General features: G+C 41.6%; 8 protein-coding genes and 1 pseudogene. 7 read left to right on the top strand and 2 right to left on the bottom strand.

Features of this window, described 5'->3' with window-relative positions; translation table 11 throughout:
- Positions 1–69 precede the first annotated feature (69 nt).
- Both xyn10D/fae1 and K6V21_RS01160 read left to right on the top strand, forming a co-directional pair.
- Positions 70–2,220 (top strand): bifunctional endo-1,4-beta-xylanase/feruloyl esterase, encoded by a 2,151-nt coding sequence (gene xyn10D/fae1, locus K6V21_RS01165; protein WP_224320603.1) that lies wholly within the window; start codon positions 70–72, stop codon positions 2,218–2,220.
- A 177-nt stretch (positions 2,221–2,397) separates the two neighbouring features.
- Positions 2,398–6,414 carry a hybrid sensor histidine kinase/response regulator transcription factor gene (locus tag K6V21_RS01160; protein WP_224320602.1) on the top strand — a complete coding sequence of 1,339 codons (4,017 nt, stop codon included), beginning with the start codon at positions 2,398–2,400 and terminating at the stop codon, positions 6,412–6,414.
- Between the two features lie 45 nt (positions 6,415–6,459).
- Here the strand turns inward: K6V21_RS01160 and K6V21_RS01155 are convergent, their stop codons facing one another.
- Together K6V21_RS01155 and K6V21_RS01150 are read right to left on the bottom strand one after the other, a co-directional pair.
- A complete protein-coding gene (locus K6V21_RS01155; protein WP_224320601.1) occupies positions 6,460–7,881 on the bottom strand; it encodes an alkaline phosphatase in 1,422 nt (473 codons plus the stop codon).
- A 34-nt stretch (positions 7,882–7,915) separates the two neighbouring features.
- Positions 7,916–9,157, bottom strand: coding sequence for a DUF2264 domain-containing protein (locus K6V21_RS01150; protein WP_224320600.1), 1,242 nt, complete (start codon positions 9,155–9,157; stop codon positions 7,916–7,918).
- A gap of 303 nt (positions 9,158–9,460) precedes the next feature.
- Between K6V21_RS01150 and K6V21_RS01145 the strand changes: the two genes are divergently transcribed.
- The 5 genes and pseudogenes from K6V21_RS01145 (at position 9,461) to K6V21_RS01125 (ending at position 20,165) form a co-directional block, all read left to right on the top strand.
- The gene (locus K6V21_RS01145) at positions 9,461–12,652 is read left to right on the top strand and encodes a SusC/RagA family TonB-linked outer membrane protein (protein ID WP_224320599.1); all 3,192 of its coding nucleotides are present in this window, start codon (positions 9,461–9,463) and stop codon (positions 12,650–12,652) included.
- Positions 12,653–12,663: 11 nt separating this feature from the next.
- Positions 12,664–14,406: a RagB/SusD family nutrient uptake outer membrane protein gene (locus K6V21_RS01140; RefSeq protein ID WP_224320598.1), complete on the top strand. Its 1,743-nt coding sequence runs from the start codon at positions 12,664–12,666 to the stop codon at positions 14,404–14,406.
- Between the two features lie 24 nt (positions 14,407–14,430).
- On the top strand, positions 14,431–15,888 hold the full coding sequence (locus K6V21_RS01135; RefSeq protein ID WP_224320597.1) for a LamG domain-containing protein: 1,458 nt from the start codon (positions 14,431–14,433) through the stop codon (positions 15,886–15,888).
- Positions 15,889–16,031: 143 nt separating this feature from the next.
- Positions 16,032–16,754, top strand: a pseudogene (locus tag K6V21_RS01130) (metallophosphoesterase); the annotation flags it as partial.
- A gap of 60 nt (positions 16,755–16,814) precedes the next feature.
- Positions 16,815–20,165 carry a glycoside hydrolase family 2 TIM barrel-domain containing protein gene (locus tag K6V21_RS01125; RefSeq protein WP_410490272.1) on the top strand — a complete coding sequence of 1,117 codons (3,351 nt, stop codon included), beginning with the start codon at positions 16,815–16,817 and terminating at the stop codon, positions 20,163–20,165.
- Positions 20,166–20,210 lie beyond the last annotated feature (45 nt).

Below are 20,210 nucleotides of genomic sequence, written 5' to 3'. Positions count from 1 at the left end.
TGCATGGAAAAATACATGAAATTGTAGATGAATAGATATACAATGAAAAACCTTTTAAATAATTATCAGATGAAACATTTATTCAAAATTTCCCTTTGCGCGTTGGCATTTACCATAGGCGCAAATAACGGGTTCGCACAAAGCGGCGAAACAGGATTGAAGGATGCTTATAAAGATTACTTCTCTATTGGCGTGGCTGTTAATATGCGTAATATCGCAAATCCCGAACAGATTGCCATTATCAAAAAAGACTTTAACAGTATTACGGCAGAAAACGACATGAAGCCGCAACCCACCGAGCCTGCCTACGGACAGTTCAACTGGGAGAATGCCGACAAGATCGCCAACTTTTGCCGTAGCAACGGTATCAAACTTCGCGGGCATTGCTTGATGTGGCATGCCCAGATAGGAGAGTGGATGTATAAGGATGAAAAAGGCAATCTTGTGTCGAAAGAGAAATTGTTCCAAAATATGAAGCACCACATCACAGCCATCGTGGAACGTTATAAAGACGTGATATATGCGTGGGACGTGGTGAACGAAGCTATCTCCGATGGTGGCTGGCAGGGTGGCCGGCGAGGCATGGGAGAGCAACCAAGTCTATATCGTAATTCCCCCCTTTATCAGATTGCCGGTGACGAGTTCATTAAGAAAGCCTTTATTTATGCCCGTGAGGCCGACCCTAATGTACTCCTTTTCTATAATGACTATAATGCTGCCGATCCTGGAAAGCGTGACCGTATCTATAATATGGTAAAATCCATGAAGGAAGAAGGTGTGCCCATTGATGGTATCGGCATGCAGGGACATTACAATGTCTACGGTCCGAGCATGGAAGATGTAGATGCTGCCTTGACAAAATACTCTACGATAGTGAAACATATTCATATTACCGAGTTGGATATTCGTGCCAATCAGGAAATGGGAGGACAGCTCAACTTCAGCCGTGACGGCGGCAATATCAGTCAGGTAGTGAAAACGCTTCAGGAAGATCAGTATGCTCGCCTGTTTAAAGTGCTTCGCAAGCATAAGGATGTGGTAGACAATGTTACTTTCTGGAATCTTTCCGACCGCGACTCATGGCTCGGCGCACGCAATTATCCGTTGCCTTACGATGAAAATTATAAGCCGAAACGTGTCTATAGCATCATTAAGGATTTTGATCCAGCACACGATAATGCTGTGGTGAAAGAAGATTTCCGTCCTTCTGTGCTTAATCAGCCCGGACAGCAGTATCCTATGGTTAATTCGCAAGGATATGCCCGCTTCCGTGTAGTTGCTCCTGATGCCAAATCAGTCATTGTCAGCCTTGGACTGGGTGGTCGTGGCGGTACAGTTCTCCGCAAGGATAAAGAAGGTGTATGGGTGGGTACTACAGATGGCCCTATGGACGAGGGATTCCATTATTACCATCTCACTATCGACGGTGGCGTGTTTAATGACCCGGGCGCCAAGAATTATTACGGTTCTTGCCGATGGGAAAGCGGCATTGAGATTCCGGCTCATGACGAAGATTTCTATGCCATGAAACAAGTGCCTCACGGCAATGTTCAGCAGGTTTATTTCTATTCCAAGAGTACGGACACTCACCGTCGTGCATTTGTTTATACACCGCCCACTTATGGCAAGGATAAGAAGAAGTATCCGGTTCTCTATTTACAGCACGGATGGGGAGAAGATGAAACGGCATGGTCCAACCAGGGACATGCGAATCTGATTATGGACAACCTGATTGCCGAAGGCAAGATTGAACCGTTCATCATCGTAATGACGTATGGTATGACGAATGATGTGAAATTTGGGCATATCAAAGAGTTCACGGCTAAGGAGTTTGAAACGGTACTGGTGGACGAACTGATACCTTATATTGATAGTAACTTCCGTACACAAGCCGACAAGAAGCACCGTGCTATGGCAGGGCTTTCTATGGGTGGTTTTGAGACGAAACTGATTACTCTGCGCCGTCCGGAGGTATTCAATTACTATGGACTGTTGAGCGGTGGTACTTATGCACCGGACGACATCAAGGATAAAAAGCAGGTGGAATCCATCTTCATCAGTTGCGGAAGCAAGGAGAATCCGGATGGTGTGACTAAGGCTGTGAACGACCTCAAGGCTGCCGGTTTCAAGGCAACGTCGTTCGTTTCTCCCGATACGGCGCATGAATTCCTGACTTGGCGTAGAAGTTTGTATCACATGGCACAGTTGCTTTTCAAATAAGGATATGCCTTAAAAGATAAAAATAAAGTCCCTCAAGAGTTGGATATGAACTGCACTCTTAAAGTTTTATGTCTAACTTTTGGGGGCAGTTCTTTCAACAATAAACTTTGTTTTAGTAGGAGCTATATTCTTTTTTCCTTATTTTTGCATTTATAATAAAATGCGGAAACCATACTAATGAAAAACAGAATCATATCTCTACTTCTTTTGCTATTTAGCACACTTCCGGCAACTGCCGAATATTTCCGTAATTTGGGCTTGCAAAATGGACTATCACAACCTTCGGTTTTGAGTATTGCCCAAGATGGATTGGGACGGATGTGGTTTGGAACGCAGGAAGGCATCAATATGTATGATGGAGAGCAAATCACTTATGTCAAAGGTGAAATTACAGATGCGGATGGAGAAAAACTTTGGATCGGTAATTATGTACCTTTCATTGTTCATGATATCGATGGCGATATTTTCTTCATAGCTGATAATAATTTGTTTGGCTATGACATTCATGCCTCCACATTTAAGCAATATACGACAGACAATACTACTACCGCTTTGGCTGTCTATCAGAATGAAATATGGTATGCCCGGAAAGATTCTCTTTTCGCTTATGATTGCCGACAGCACACCGTCCGGTCGAAAGTGAAACTTCCTCCTTATACCGTAAACACGCTGGCAATTAGCGAAACCAATATATATGTCGGCATGATGGAAGGAATGTATATCATTCCCCAAAACACACTCCAACCATCCCGGTTTTTACTGGAAAATATAGATGTATATTGCATTTTCGAGAGTTCGGACGAAGAAGTGTGGATAGGCACTCGCATGCAAGGATTGTATCGGCTCAAGGATAATGTATTGCAAAAAGTTCCTTACGCACTTACCGGAAGTGCTGGGATCCGCAATATGCAGATACGTGCCTTTGTCGAGGATGATGAGCATAATATTTGGTTTGGAACTTTCGTTGGTTTACAAAAGTATGATGTCCGGAAGCAAACCTATACACTGATACAGATACCTCAGTATGTGGGGGGCTTAAATCATCCTTCCATTTTTTCTCTTTATACTGACCAACAAGGAACTATCTGGATAGGAAGTTTCTATGGAGGAGTGAACTATTTTACTCCCGACCGCAGTGGATTTGTACACTATGACTACCAGGCCGGAAATCTTTCCAACCTATATTATTCATATATTGGTGAGATGACGGCTGATAAACATGGAAATCTTTGGGTCAGTACTGACGGAGGAGGTTTAGGTTGCATAAATGAAAACTGGGAACTGGTACATCAATTTACGGCGGGGGGGGCGAACTCTATTCCGCATAACAATGTAAAGAGCATCTGCTATGACCGGGAGAATGACTACCTGTATATCGGAACCCACCTAGGAGGATTGTCACGTTATGATTTTCAGAAAAAAAGCTTTTATAATTATCTGGAACATCAGTTGGAAAATACTCCGGTTCCGCGCCATTTCATCTATCAGGTCAAGATGTGGAATGGTAAACTTTATCTTTCTTCCCGTGAAGGTGTTTTTCAACTCGATCCGGTGACTAATCACTTTACGTTTCTGTTCAAACCGGAGTCTTACTGTATAAATTTTGATATTGATGCAGAAGGGAACTTCTATGCTAACCAGGCAGACAGAGTTGTGATCGTCCCTCTTTCTGATGTTACTCAAAGAAGTACTCTCAAGCTGCAGGATATGGGCTATAAGGGCAGCATATCGCATGTGCGGGTGACAAAAGACGGTGCATATATCTGTACGTTAGGAAGCGGATTACTGTATTATGATCGGAATACCAGAAAAATGATTGTTTATAATACGGAGAACAGCACATTGCCCAGCAATTATTGCTACAATGTGAAACAGACTGCCAGCAATAAGTTTATCCTTACCGGAGACCGGGGAATCATACTTTTTGATCCGAAAGAGCAGTCATTTACCAGCTTGGGACAGAAAGAAGTCTATCTCAAGGCTCCGATCATCCGGGATTGCGGGATTTATGTCTCTTCGGACAATAAAATCTATATTGGAGACACAAAAGGGGTTACTCTTTTGGCAGAAGAAGAATTTCATACTTCCCAGGTAGAGATAAGTTCTCTTTATTTCTCTACTCTTCATGTTAACAATCGGTTGATAGAACCGTCGCCTGAAAATAAAATACTCACTGCAGCGCTTCCTTTTACGAAGAAGTTAATGCTGGATACTGAAGAAAATAATCTGCTTATCAAGTTTGCCCATTCTGATTATCAGAACAAATATGCGCAGCAAGGCTTTGAATATAAATTGGAAGGATTGGATAGAGCCTGGACATTTACTCCGACTCCGGAGGCCAGATATACAAACCTCGATCCGGGCGATTATACACTTTATGTACGTATGGCGTATGCTTCCGGTCAGCTTCCTATTCAATTGGCTATTCATATTGCCACTCCTTGGTATGCCACTTGGTGGGCATGGATATTCTATATGATTACAATTGTTTCGGGTATCACTTATTATGCCCGAAACCGATTCGCAAAACAGGCTTTGGCGCAATCGCTGGAAAAAGAGCGTATCGAAAAACAGCATATAGAAGAAATGAATCATGCCAAGCTGGTATTTTTTACTAATGTGAGTCACGAATTCCGTACTCCATTGACACTGATTGTCAGCCATATTGATACTTTGTTGCAAAATCAGCTGCTTCCTCCGCAAGTATACAACAAGATATTGAAAATAAAGCAGAGTGCACAGCAGATGACTAATTTGGTTTCTGAACTTTTGGACTTCAGACGATTTACCCAGAACCGCTTTATATTGCAAATAGAGAAGCGGGATATAGGGAAATTCCTGAAAGAGATATTTCTTTCGTTCAGTGACTTTGCACATCAACGTAACATTTGTTATGATTTTCAGTGCAATCCGGTGGAAATAGTGTGCTGGTTTGATGCTAAACAATTGGAGAAAGTGTTTTTTAATTTGCTTTCAAATGCTTTTAAATATACCCCTGACGGAGGGAAAATAGGTATGATAATTGCCACTGATAACGGTAATGTGAAGATACAGATTTGCGATACCGGTAGTGGCATCTCAGATTTGGATTCCGCCCGTATTTTCGACCGCTTTTATCAGGGCGGGAATCAGAAGGGAAACGAACAATCTCCAGGTACGGGCATCGGTTTGGCTTTGACCAAAAGCATCGTAGAAAAACATCATGGGGCAATTTCTGTAGAAAGTGAGGTAGGGAAGGGCAGCACTTTTACAATTACTTTATCGCTCAACATGAGTATCTATAAGGAAGACGAACATATTCAATTTGTTGATAGTGTATCTGATATGATGACTACTACAGGACCATTGTTAGGCGAGAAAATAGCCTCTTTTTATGAAGTGCCTGTACCGGAAGACTCACTATTGCAGGAAACGGCAAAAGAGAACGACAGGAAACTGTTGTTGGTGGAAGACAATAAAGAACTGCTGCAAATCTTGAAACAGCTTTTTGAACCTTTCTATCAAGTCTACTTGGCGAATAATGGAAAAGAAGGGCTTGCTCAAGCCTACGAGCATAAGCCGAGTCTGATTATATCGGATATTATGATGCCTGAAATGACTGGAATTGAAATGTGCCTGCAAATAAAGAATAATGTTGATTTGTGCCATATTCCTATTATTCTGCTTACTGCGCTCAACAATACGGAGCAGAGTATTGAGGGGTTGAATCGTGGGGCGGATGACTATATAAGCAAACCTTTCAATGCACAGTTGCTTTTGGCAAGAGCTAATAATCTGGTAAGGAACAGATTGCTGATACAACATCAGCTTCGTAAGAAACCTCTGTCGGAAATAGATTTGACCAGCATCAATCCGCTGGATCAGGAGATGTTGCGCAAAACGTCACAAATCATCGAGGAACATATTGACGATCCTGATTTTGATATACCGGAATTATGTAAGGAAGTTGGTATAGGTCGTTCTTTGCTGTATTCCAAATTTAAAGCTTTGACGGGCATGACTCCTAATAACTTTGTACTCAATTACCGCTTGAAACATGCTGCAACTCTTCTTCGTCGATATTCTGATTTGCCGATTGCGGAGGTGAGCGATCGCTGTGGATTCAGTTCGCCAGTGTATTTCAGCCGTTGTTTCAAAAATCAGTACGGGTGTACGCCACAGAGTTATCAGAAAAGAAAAGATTCGGAGGTTTAGGCACGGATTACACGTAATTCGTGCCTAAGATAAATTCATAATCATTTAGAAATCTATAGGATATCCGGCAGCTTGAGCGATTTTTGTAGGTATCTCTGTGTTGTCTATACGCCCTTGAAACAGATCTGCTCCGGCTCCAATGGCAAATACTGGAACATAACCGGCTGAATGTCCTCCGCTGGTCCAGCCTACAAGAGCTATTTCATTGATGATACGTTTAGCTTCCGATGCTATCGGTTCGTCTTGTGCATATTCGCTCTTTTCCAGCTTCATCTCCTGATGCATCAGGCTTTTTTCATGAACCGTTTTCAATCGGGCTTCCTGCTCGGCAGTTAGTTCTATCTTATCCCAGAAACCGAAATTGTCTTTCAAGGCCTGTCGTATGGTTTCCCAGCTCACTTGATTGTTGGTCTTGGCGCGCATTTCGTTGACGATACGGGTGAAGCCGTTTTCGCTGACTTTTTGGTTTTTCAATACCTGTAGATTCAGGTCATAAGTGCCTGTGCCCAGTACAAAGCCTCCGGTTTCGTGATCGGCAGTGACAACTATCAGTGTTTCATCCGGATGTTGCGAATAAAACTCATAAGCTATCTTGATGGTATTATCGAAGTCTATTATTTCATGAAATGTGGTTGCAGCATCATTGCTGTGGCAGGCCCAGTCAATTCTTCCCCCTTCTACCATCAGGAAAAAGCCTTTGGATAAATCTTTTGACAAGAAATTGATGGCGGAACGGGTGATGTCCTGAAGAGTCATATCTCCCTTTTTACGGTCGATTGCATAAGGAATGGCTACAAATTCACTTTTAGAGGCTTCTTCAGTTTGCAGTAGGAGCATCTTATCAGCTTTTTTGCTCTGTTTCAGATAATCTTTATAACCGCGTGCGATGGTATATCCGTTTTTGCCGGCCATCTCATATAAGTTGTCAGTCGTGGGATTGTTCTTGTCTGTTGCATCCCGGAAGTCGGAACCGGCATAGAAATCGAAGCCGGTCTTATATAAGTCTTTTCCGATCTCGTGATAAAGTGTACGCTTAGCGGCATGTGCGTAAAAGGCTCCGGGAGTTGCATGGTTGACGGTGACGCTGGTGGCAATGCCCACCCGGCAGCCTTTATTCTTTGCCCATACAGCTACACTGCTAATTGGGGGTTCCTGATCCTTCAATACGCCAATTGCGCTGTTTTGGGTCTTACGGCCGGTAGCAAGTGCTGTACCTGCGGCAGCCGAGTCTGTAACCCTGTTTGTGGCAGAATTGGTAATTGCGACGGTAGAATAGGGGAACTGAGTAAATAGTAAAGGGGCAATTCCCATTTTCCCTTCCAGTTCTGCCCGATAGATTTCTGTACCTTGCACTTGGTTGACGCCCATTCCGTCGCCAATAAAGTAGAATACATATTTGGCTTGTTGCGCATAGCTCCAGCAGATGGATAAGACTAGCAAAAGTAATAAAGATGAAAGTTTTCTCATAATATTTATTTTTAGTGATTTGTTTGAATTCCTTTTATTTCTCGTTACGTAGTGAGTGATGTCCGTCGATTGGGAATGGTTTACCACTCCATGCTTTCTGGGAAGTCCACTCTGCTGCTTGATCGCTCCAGAAGGGATGGGTAACAGGCAGAGCTAATGGCATAAATACCAATGCAGTCATATAGAGACTACCATTATTGGTGTAGTAGTTAGCCAGTTCTGGCTGGTGTCCGGCAAAACCTAGCCTAAGGAAATTTTTATCATCGAAATTCCCTTCTATACTAAACATATTCCGCATGACTGTACTCAGTGCACTACGCACCTGCCCGTTACTTAGCTCTTCTGGTAATCCATATTTCCAGCTAGCTAATGCCAACGTCTGGAAAGCTCCCATGCGATATATCACTGAACGTCCGAAGGCAGGATAAGTTCCTTCCGGTGAAATCAGGCGTTCGATGAAAACATTGAACCGTTGCATACGGCAAATAGCCAGTACAGTGCTGACGGGAGTCTGAAACTTTTTTGCTTTGCAAACTTCTAATATTTCCACATACATGGGATGAATGACATAAGAATTGTAATAATCTAAAGCAAATTCCGGCCCGTCTGAATACCAACCGTCACTTAAATACCACTCGTTGAGTTTGTTCACTGCCACAGTAAGTGCAAATCGGTCGGCTTCCTCGCCAATCGAGAGTAAAAAAACTTCGGTCATGGCACGGAACAACAGCCAGTTATTGTAAGCTGGGCGGATGACACGCAATCCTTTGAAACATTGGATGTAACGTTGCCGGGTGGTTTCATCCAACAACTTCCAGGTGGCATCTGGCGCACGAAGAAAACTTTCGGCAATGTAGGCTGCGTCTACCAGAATTTGGGTTGGTCCTTCCCATAACAAGTAATCCGGGCTTTGGGGATCTACAGCATTCTTGTATGCTTGTAGTGCCCACTCCTGCAATTGGCGGCGTTGCTGCCCTTCGGCTGTATTATCTGCAGGTAGCGATAACCAGGGAGAGATGCCTGCCATTAGCCGTCCAAAGGCCTCCATGTAGGCTACGCGTTTATCACGTCCATCCCATGTGGGGCTAAGTTCCAACTGCATATTCTTTTGCAGTTCACCTTTACTCATGTTTTCCAAAATGGGTTGTGCTATCTTATAACAGAGGTCAGCCCATTGTTGTCTGTCGCTTGGAGGTTCTTCCACTTTTCTTTTTGCAAATGTGTCTCCCAGAAGGCAGAAAGAAAAGACGGCTAAGAGGATAATTCTTGTTTTCATATATAATAGTTGTTTTTAATGGTTTACTTCTTCTTTGAAATATTATCGCTGCAATATTAGTGCTATTAAATAGAACGGGATTGCAGTATTGTACGGAATATATGTGATTATTGTCGAGGAGTATTTTTACAAAGATGTGACATTGAAACAGGAATGACGTGTACATCTATGAAAATTTTCCTGAATCCTATTAAAAATGTCCACGGATAATTTTCATTGTTTCTTTGGATGATTTGGATAATGTTTATAAGATGAAAAGGCGTAAACTTGCAGCGTTAATAACAACTAATCTTTAAAATATTTATGAAAAGAAAACTCAAGCATTGCAGCTCTCTCCCCAAAAGAATGGTATTGGGAGCATCGTTAGCTTTAATTGCTACCGGATCACTATGGGCGACAGGAAACAGTTCAATATCACCCCATACTGATATGGTAGAGAGTATCACACAACAAAAAGCGATAAAAGGTAAAGTTTTGGATGCACAAGGTGAGCCTATTATTGGTGCTAACGTAATTATAAAAGGTACGGGCAGTGGAGTCATAACAGATATTGATGGAATTTTTACGCTTGACAATGTACCGGTCGGCAGTGTTGTTCAGATTTCTTATATTGGATATCTGACTAAAGAAGTTAAAGTTGCCAGCAATACTATGGAACTGAAAATAGCCTTGACGGAAGATACGCAATCACTGGATGAAGTCGTGGTTGTAGGATATGGTTCTGAAAAGAAAGTAAACCTGACAGGTTCTGTCGCCAATATCAATATGGCGGAAATGAGTGAAAGCCGTCCGATTACAGATGTATCACAGGGATTGGCGGGTATGGCTGCCGGTGTGCAGGTTACTTCCAGTTCAAACAAACCGGGTGATAACACGGCGTCTATAATGATTCGTGGTCAAGGAACCCTGAATAATTCGGCACCACTTGTCATTATTGATGGAGTAGAAGGTTCATTAAACAGCGTGCAACCTCAGGATATTGAGAATCTATCGGTTTTGAAAGATGCTGCATCAGCAGCTATTTATGGTTCGAGAGCTGCTAATGGTGTTATTTTGATTACTACACGCAGTGGCAAGCAGGGTAAGACAAAAGTTGATTACAATGGCTATCTCTCTTGGGAATCTGTAGGAAAAACCTTTGATTTAGTGTCTAACTATGCTGATTACATGGAATTGATTAATGAAGGTTTTTCCAATTCAAACTTGCCAACCAAATACTCGGATGATGCCATCAAATTGTGGCGTGCCAATGAAGGAAAAGATGCGTTGAAATATCCAAATACAAGTCTGATGGATGAGTTGTTTAAAACATCTTTGAGTAACAACCATAGTGTTTCAATTAGCGGTGGTTCAGATAAAGTCAAGTTTTATACTTCTTTTGGCTTCCTGCACTCACCGGGGGTGATGGATAATTCTGGTTATAAAAAAACGCAAGCACGCGTTAATCTGGACATTGACGTAACTTCTTGGTTGAAGATCGGAACTAATATTAATGGATATGTATCTTTTACGGAGCAGGGTACGAATAAGATGGAAGATGTCTTCACTTACGCTGCCGCTACTTCTCCGGGTATGGTGTTTCGCGCTCCTGATGGTCGGTTGGGTTCTGTAAACAATGACCAGGATGATGCACAAAATGCGGCGAATAATCCTATTTATCGTTTATATAACACTGCGGGAGATATCCAGGAGCGGTATGTGAAAAGCCGTTTTTACGGAACATTGACTCCTTTCAAAGGATTTACGCTGACCGGATCATTCAATTATATGCATCGTAATAAGACGGATGATTCTAAACCGGTATTTCTGGAGCAATGGAATTTTCTGAACGATGTGGTTGCTTCTACTGGCATTGGCAAAACTCATATCATGAACAGTGATTATAAATGGAATGACTATCTGATGGATGTGACTGCTGCTTATCAGAATAAGGTTTCCAAACTGGATTATAGCGTTATGGTGGGAGCCAGTCAGGAACTGTTCCGGTATAAGTGGTTCAAGACAACCAAGCAGGACTTGCTGGATCCCGGATTAGGAGTGATTGACGGCGCCACCGGAGCCGCTTCGTCTTCAGGTAATACGGTGGAATGGGTGATGCGTTCCTACTTCAGTCGACTGAAATTGAACTGGGATAACAAATATCTGTTTGAAGTGAATCTCCGTGCCGATGGTTCTTCCCGTTTTATGGAGGGTAACCGTTGGGGATATTTCCCTTCAGCTTCCGCTGCCTGGAGAATCAGTGAAGAACCTTTCGTGAAAGATTTTTTAGGAAAACTGACATTGAGTAATCTGAAACTACGCGCTTCGTATGGTGTGTTGGGTAACAATGCGTTGAGAAGTAAGAATGCAGATATTGAAGGTAATTATGATGCTCAATCTTTATATTCGGCATCCAACTATATCCTGAATAATAATATAGCTACCGGAGTGGCTATGCAGGCTATTCCTAATGGAAACCTGACTTGGGAAAAGACGAAAATCTTTAATGTAGGGGTGGATTTTGGTTTGGCAAATAACCGTTTTAACGGTACGGTCGAATATTTCCACAAAAAGACGGAAGATATCCTGATTGACCTTCCGGCTCCGCTTGTGAACGGGAATGCGTCTATTCCAAGGCAGAATGCAGGCATAGTGGTGAACAAAGGTGTGGAAATTAGTTTGGGCTGGCAAGATAAGATAAAGGATTTCTCTTATTTCGTGAATGGTAATGTCACCTTTATAAACAATGAGGTAACCAAGTTTAAGGGTAATGAGAGCGCTATCACTAATGCTGATATGATTAAAGAAGGTTATTCGATAAATGTTCAGTATGGCTATGTTGTTGATCGTATTGTACAGACACAGCAGGATTTAGACTTCGTGCAGCAGTTGGTGGATAATACTCCGATTGACCCAAGTACAGGCAAGCCTAAAAAAACATTTCCCTCTAATCGTCCGGAACTGGGAGACTTGCTATATAAAGATTTGAATGGTGATGGTGTGATTAATGATGATGACCGTACGATTATCGGTAATGGAGCTACTCCGAAATGTACTTTCGGCTTGAACCTGGGAGGGGCTTATAAAGGTTTCGATTTCTCTGTTCTCTTACAGGGAGTCACCGGGGTGGAAACTTATTGGCTGGATAATTATTTTCGTCCGGTTGTTCGCCACAGTTATCAGCTCAACAAGAAGATAGCAGATGGTCGTTGGTATGAAGGTATTCAGGGATCAGCTCGCTATCCCCGCTTACTGGAATTCAGTGATAACAGGAATACATTGATTAGTGACTTCTGGATTCAGAATAGATCATTCCTTAAAATTAAGAATATCCAGTTAGGATACACCTTTACGAGAACGGTGTTCCCATCTCTGCCTATAGAGCGTGTGAGAATCTACGGTAGTTTAGAGAACTTCTTTACGTTTACCAAATACGATGGTCTGGACCCGGAAGTGTCTGGCGTCGACTACCCTTCTATGAGACAGGCTGTTATTGGAGTTAATCTTTCATTTTAAATTGATGTTTTATGAAAAAGTATAGAATAATATTAGGTGCGTTTGTTGCATCAATGTGCTTGAATAGTTGTTATGATCTGGACAGGTATCCGGCTGACCAAATAAGCGATGGGATCTTCTGGCAAACAGAAACTCATGCTAAACAAGGAATGATGGGAGTATATGCAGCTCTCAGAGAAGATAATGCTTTTGGAATGAGATTTGCTTATGATTGTATGTCGGATATAGGTGTGGGGTACGATTCTCAGGGTTTCGGACCGGTTATCTTAGGTACTTATAGTGACCGGCATGCCTTAGTGGAGGATAAATGGAAGTCCCTTTACGACGGGGTGATGAGAGCCAATCTGGTGCTACAAAAGGTGCCTGGGATAGAAAGTATGAGTGAAGAACTTAAAACCCAATATTTGGCAGAAGCCAGATTTCTGCGTGCCTTGTATTATTTCGAACTCTATAATTTCTATGGAGCATTGCCTCTGTATGACGAAAGTGTAAACTTGAGTACAGACTATAATGACTTAAAGAAGCCTAGAAGCTCTGAAGAGCAAGTCGTACAGTTCATCCTTGCTGACTTGGATGCCGCCGTCAATAGTAATCTTCCTGTAAAGAGGATACAAGATGATTATGGGCGCGTGACACTGGGAGCCGCTTATGCGTTGCGTGGAAAAGTATATCTGTATACGAAAGAGTATGCAAAAGCCGCCAAGGACTTCGAGGAAATTATATTGGATCCATCGGGCAGAGGATATAATTACTCTTTGTATGCTGATTATGCTAAGTTATTCACTCCGGAAGGCGATCAAAGCGATGAAATGATTTTCGCTATTCAGAACTCAGGAGGTGTAGGCAAAGATTATGGTATGCCAATGACCTTCTATATGGGCAGCCGTGCTACGTATGGCAGTTGCTGGAACGTGGTGCTACCGTCCGCTACGCTGGTGGGTATGTACGAGTATAAGGATGGCAAACCTTTTGACTGGGAAGAAGTAATTCCGGGATTCAGTAGTACGGACGTGAAGGACAAGACTTTTGTATCGGTACTTGCAGAAGGAGGTAAAACGGTTGCGTCTTATCCCGAATACAAGGACAGGTTGCTTGAAATGTATCCGAAACGTGACCCGAGAATGAGCGAAACCATCATTATGCCTTATACCACTTATCCGGGATGGGTAAACAATCAGCCTAAGACTTGTGAGTTTATAATTGCCCGGAATATAGCTCCGAATGAAACAAATGGCTTCATTCGGTTGAGCCCTGCCAGAACAGAGTCGTATATTTTCCGGAAATTCGTGCCCGAAGGCAATATGAATGGAGCGATAAATAATAGAGAACATACTCCTATTAACTTTCCGATACTCCGTCTGGCAGATGTGTTCCTAATGTATGCAGAGTGCAAGAATGAGTTGAATGACCAAGCTACGGCAGTAGAATATATTAATAAAGTGCGCCAACGCCCTTCTACCAATATGCCTGCTATCAACAGTGGTCCTGCATGGCTGAAAGCTTCTTCTAAAGAAGAGGTATTGACACGCATCAAACACGAAAGAGCCGTTGAACTTATTGCGGAAGGACATCGTTGGTTCGATCTTCGTCGCTGGGGTGTTGCCTTGGAAGTATTGCCGGGAGACGTATACGGAATAACCGGACGGAGACTGGTAACTCGCGTATTCACAGAGAAAGATTTGTTGTGGCCCGTACCGGGAGTGGAAATTGAAAGGAATCCGGATTTGAAACCTAATAATCCGGGGTGGAATTAATAATTGAATTAAAAATATATGTTTATGAAAAAGTTAAAGATGTTATTTGGTTTATTACTGGGAACGATGATATTGACATCATGTTCTTCTGATTTATTGAATACTAACGTTGACGGCCCTATGACCAGAAGTATCCTTTCTACTGACGATTTTGGTCAAACAATGATTTTGGGAGCCCATAAGTGCAATGATATTGTTAAGCTACAGGATGCTGTCGATTATGGGATAAGTAATTTTGAAGTAGATATTCATGTTTCCAGAGAGAGTGGTACTCCTGTTTTGATGATTGGGCATGAGCTGGAAACTTCAACAGGCCAAACTTTTGAGGAGTATATGGATGATCTCCTTGTAATGAAACCTGATTTTAATTTTTTATGGCTTGATTTTAAGGATTTGAGTACGGCTGAGAATGAAGCGATTATTCGTGAAACCTTGTATCGCTTAGACAGCAAATATAATATCAAGCATCGTGTTTTGGTTGAAAGTCGTTATATTACGCATCTGACCTCATTTGCAAATGATGGATGGCATGTAAGTTTTTACTCTACCTGGAGTAGTCTGGTAGGAAAAACCGAACAAGAACAAAAGGAAATTTGTGATGGTTGGCTGAAATCTATGCAGGAAAATAATGTTGATGGAATAAGTTTTGATTCTGACGTCTATCAGGCTATGAAAACGAACTTTGAGAATGCGCAAGTCAATAACAGGCCTGTAAGACAATATTCGTGGAATTATAGAATCTATTATAATGAACCGGACATTTATGAAAAAATAAAGAAATACAGTCATTTGACCGTTCTCATAATAGGTTTTCCTAATGAAGAAATTCCGAAATTAATCATGGATGTACAATTTGCAGATAAGGGGATAGCTACTAATATGAATGAAGAAATATCTTCTTTGCCCATTGTAGAAGGAACGACGAATGCCATAGAAACACGTTGGAATAGTTCGTATGAGAAATATGAGGCCGTTTTTGATGGAAGTAATTTTTTCTATATTCCTTATAGTAAAGAAGATGCTATTGGTAAGGCTATGAAAGGGATGTTTTCTATGGAAATCCTATTTTCTCCTGATGGAGGAGTAAATCCATTCTCCTCAATGGAAAGCGGTGGATTAGGGTATGAAATTACCAGCGGTAGCCAACTGGCGTTTTATTATAGGGCAAATAATAAGTGGGTATTGCCAAATAATAATTTTCAGACTCCCATTCAATTAGGAAAAGATATTTATTACCATGCTGTTGTTACATACGATAAAACAACTTTCAGGATGTATATTAATGGTACTAAAGTGAAAGAAGTAAAAGTATCCGGAACATTCAATTTCCCCAAAAAAGACCAAGCACCTGATTATCTGTTAGGAATTGGTGGAGATTATCGTGATACGGCTACTCCTTCAATACAAAATTCTTTCATTGGAAAGATTGTATATGCTAAATTGTATAAAGGAGTATTGAGTAACTCAGATATAACCAATTGAATCAATAGGTTTTAGATAATGAGATTATAAATGTAGGAATTTCCTGATTGTATTCTCATACTGAACAAGTAGAAGAATCTGTAAGCATTCAAGTTTATGTATACAGATTCTTCGTTTTGTTTATAACTATAAAATAAATTACCATGAAAATGTTTATCAGACTATTTATATGCTTGTTCTTTCTGGGAGGCAGTGCATTAGCGCAGGATATTTCTCCTATCCTTAAATTTGGGCTGTTTGCCGATACACAGTATGCAGACTGCCCCTCGGAAAATGCACGATTTTATAGGCAGGCATTGCAGAAACTGGATACTTGCATCAATTATTTCAATCAGCAGAATGTCCGGTTTACTATTAATCTGGGGGATATTATTGACAGGAAGAACAGTGATTTAAAAAAGATAATGTCCTCTCTCGCTCATCTTAATAATGAGATTTATCATATTACGGGTAATCATGATTATAAAGAAGTGACAGATAATTCTGTTCTCTATCGACAGTTGAGTATGCCTTCCGAATATTATTCGTTCAAGAAGCAAAATTGGGTTTTCATCATGTTGAACACCAATGAAGTGTCAGCTTATGCTAATGTAACGGGAACTGAAAAAGAACAGGAATTGGCTGAAATGCTGGAGCAGATAAGACAAACCGGGGGAAAACAAGCCTACAGGTGGAATGGAGGAATCAGCAGAAAGCAGATGAAGTGGCTGGATGACTTGTTGGTAAAATGTGAAAGGAATCATAACAATGTACTGATCTTTACACATCATCCGCTTTATCCACAGAGTGAATTTACGGCTTTAAACAATATGGAAATTTTGAATACGATTTCGAAATATCCATGTGTAAAAGCTGTATTTTCAGGACATCATCATACCGGGGCATTTGGTTATTACAAAGGAATCCCGATGATTACACAGGAAGGCATGATAGAGACGGAAGCGCAAAATGCATACTCCATAGTAGAGATTACTCAAGATTCTATTCTTGTGAAAGGACATGGAAGAGTACCTTCGCGTTCATTCAAGTATTCGCATCTGCCTTATTGGAAAGATATTCAGACGACTTCTGTAAATACGGAAAATCCTCGAACTTCTTTTATGACGTATGCCAACCGTGCGCAGGCTATGACCGGGCGGTATGAAGAAAGTTCGTATTATAAACTTTTGAATGGTATTTGGAAATTCTATTATGTGGATTCCTATAAGGAGCTTCCGGCTGATATCGTGGATACTACGGCTACTGTGGTCGGATGGAAGAGGATCAAAGTTCCAGGGAACTGGGAGCTACAGGGTTATGGAACTGCCATCTATACCAATCAGTGTTATGAGTTTCAATCGAGTAATCCGCAGCCTCCTCAATTGCCGGAAGAAAATCCGGTGGGTGTTTATCGTAAGGAGTTCACTCTACCAACCGATTGGGAAGGGCGTGACGTTTATTTGCATATTGCAGGTGCCAAGTCGGGATGCTATGTGTATATAAACGGGTATGAAGTAGGGTATAACGAGGACTCTAAGAATCCGGCGGAATATCTGATTAATAGATATCTGAAATCAGGCGAAAATACACTTGTACTGAAAATATTTCGTTGGAGCACCGGCTCTTATCTGGAGTGTCAGGACTTTTGGCGTATGAGCGGAATTGAGCGTGATGTGTTTCTTTATTCGCAGCCCAAAGCTGCCATAAAAGATTTCCGCATAACTTCTACTTTAGATGACAGTTACAGGAATGGTGTTTTCCGTTTGGCCCTTGATTTAAAGAATCATAAGGACACTAATGCCAATCTGACTATTGGGTATGAATTGATTGACCACTTAGGCAGAGTGGTTGCTACCGGAGAAAAAAATGTGTCTATGAAATCGAAAGGTATGGTTACAGTGACTTTTGAGCGACAATTGCTGGATGTGGAAACTTGGACTTCGGAAACTCCGAATCTGTATAAGTTGATGATGACTGTCAGGGAGAATGGTAAAACAAGCGAGGTGGTGCCATTTAATGTGGGGTTCCGTCGTATTGAAATCAAGGAAATAGAACAAAAGTCTGCTAATGGGAAGAATTACACGGTTTTGTTAATTAATGGACAACCGTTGAAATTGAAAGGTGTGAATGTTCATGAGCATGATCCGGAAACCGGGCATTATCTTACCGAAGAGTTGATGCGTAAAGATTTTGAGTTGATGAGGCGTGCTAATATCAATACAGTCCGTTTGTGCCATTATCCACAAGACCGGCGTTTTTACGAATTGTGTGATGAATATGGTTTTTATGTTTATGACGAAGCCAATATCGAAAGTCACGGCATGCGCTATGATTTACGAAAAGGTGGTACATTGGGGAATAATCCCGAATGGTTGAAACCTCACATGTATCGTACGATTAATATGTTCGAACGTAATAAGAACTATCCTTCTTTAACGTTCTGGTCATTGGGGAATGAAGGCGGGAACGGCTATAATTTTTATCAGACCTATTTGTGGATGAAGCAGGCGGACAAGGACATTATGGATCGTCCGGTGAATTATGAACGTGCTCAGTGGGAGTGGAACTCAGACCTGTACGTCCCGCAATATCCAAGTGCAGGCTGGTTGGAAAACATCGGAAAGAATGGAAGTGACCGTCCGGTAGTGCCATCCGAATATGCACATGCTATGGGTAATTCTACTGGTAGTCTTTGGGATCAGTGGAAAGCTATTTATAAGTATCCCAATTTGCAAGGTGGGTATATCTGGGATTGGGTGGACCAGGGGATTCTAACCCAAGATGAAAATGGACGTTCATTCTGGGCTTATGGAGGAGATTTTGGGAAAAACATGCCAAGCGATGGTAACTTTTGTTGTAATGGCATTGTCAACCCTGACCGCACTCCTCACCCGGCTTATAGTGAAGTGAAATATGTGCATCAGAATATAGCTTTTGAGGCTATAGATCTGGTTCGTGGTGAATTCATCGTCAAGAATCGATTTTATTTTACGAATCTGAAGAAATACATGATTCATTATAAGGTGAAAGAAAATGCTAAAACGATTCGTAGCGGCAAAGTGTGTTTGGATATTGCACCTCAGGATAGTAAACTACTGAACGTGAATGTGAACGGATTGAAACCAAAAGTGGGAACTGAATATTTTGTAGAATTCAGTGTGACGACTACTCAGCAGGAAGCGTTAATTCCTGTAGGTTATGAAATAGCTAAAGAACAAATTCGTTTGCCAATAGAATCATTGGCGCGTATTTACAAAGTTGATGGCCCGGCGTTAAGTTGCAGTGTAGAAGACGAGTTGTTGGAAGTTGCATCGTCAAAAGTCAATTTTGTATTTAACAAGAAAGAAGGACTGGTTACTTCCTATAGAATGAACGGCACTGAATATTTCACGGATAATTTTGGTTTTCAACCCAACTTTTGGCGTGCACCCAATGACAATGATTATGGAAGTCAGTCGCCTAAACGGTTACAAACGTGGAAACAGGCTAGCAAAGACTTCAAGGTTGCAGATGCGAATGTAAAAATGGATGGTAAAGATGCCGTACTGACTGTTGACTATTTATTACCTGCCGGAAACAGATATATTGTCACTTATCGTATCCATCCTTCCGGTGTAATAAAGGCTGGTTATACTTTTACCCCTGTGGAACAGAATACCAGTCGGACAGGAGATGCAGAGGTAGAAATAGATCCTTTTACTTTGGGTAGTGAGGATATTCAGAAAAGAAGATCGGAACTTGTGGTACCACGTATTGGAATGCGTTTCCGTCTGCCCGTGGATATGAACTTAATTACCTATTTCGGGCGTGGTCCGGAAGAGAATTACATAGATCGCAATGCCGGGGTAACTGTAGATTTATTTCAAAATACTGCCGAGCAGATGTATTTTCCGTATGTACGGCCACAGGAGAATGGGCACCGTACCGATACCCGCTGGCTTACTCTGAAAAAAAAGAATGGTAAAGGGCTGACAATTTATGCTGACCATACTATGGGCTTTACCGCATTGCGCAATTCAATAGAGGACTTTGACGGTGAAGAGGCTATTCTGCGAGATTATCAATGGCTCAACCGCAACGAAGAAGAATTGAAACATGATACTATAGCGGCTAAAAATGTGAGACCGCGCCAAACTCATATCAATGATATAACGCCTGAAAATTTTGTGGAAGTCTGCATTGATATGAAACAAATGGGAGTAGGCGGGTATGACAGTTGGGGAGCTATCCCCGATTCACAATATCTTATTCCTGCTAACCAAGAGTATCGGTGGGGAGTGACTATTGTGCCGATGTAATCTTTAGTTTGCCATAAGTTATTAACGCTTATGGCAAACTCCTTT

The organism is Bacteroides cellulosilyticus (assembly GCF_020091405.1).
In the GTDB taxonomy this organism is placed as follows: domain Bacteria; phylum Bacteroidota; class Bacteroidia; order Bacteroidales; family Bacteroidaceae; genus Bacteroides.
Note: the sequence above shows the minus strand (reverse complement) of the source record. Positions and strands in the feature narration are given on the sequence as shown.

Excerpts from the sequence above, each read along its gene's own strand:
- K6V21_RS01135 (WP_224320597.1), top strand. The coding sequence starts at position 14,431 with ATGAAAAAGTTAAAGATGTTATTTGGTTTATTACTGGGAACGATGATA.
- K6V21_RS01155 (WP_224320601.1), bottom strand. The coding sequence starts at position 7,881 with ATGAGAAAACTTTCATCTTTATTACTTTTGCTAGTCTTATCCATCTGC.
- K6V21_RS01140 (WP_224320598.1), top strand. The coding sequence starts at position 12,664 with ATGAAAAAGTATAGAATAATATTAGGTGCGTTTGTTGCATCAATGTGC.
- K6V21_RS01125 (WP_410490272.1), top strand. The coding sequence starts at position 16,815 with ATGATAGAGACGGAAGCGCAAAATGCATACTCCATAGTAGAGATTACT.
- K6V21_RS01160 (WP_224320602.1), top strand. The coding sequence starts at position 2,398 with ATGAAAAACAGAATCATATCTCTACTTCTTTTGCTATTTAGCACACTT.
- xyn10D/fae1 (WP_224320603.1), top strand. The coding sequence starts at position 70 with ATGAAACATTTATTCAAAATTTCCCTTTGCGCGTTGGCATTTACCATA.
- K6V21_RS01145 (WP_224320599.1), top strand. The coding sequence starts at position 9,461 with ATGAAAAGAAAACTCAAGCATTGCAGCTCTCTCCCCAAAAGAATGGTA.
- K6V21_RS01150 (WP_224320600.1), bottom strand. The coding sequence starts at position 9,157 with ATGAAAACAAGAATTATCCTCTTAGCCGTCTTTTCTTTCTGCCTTCTG.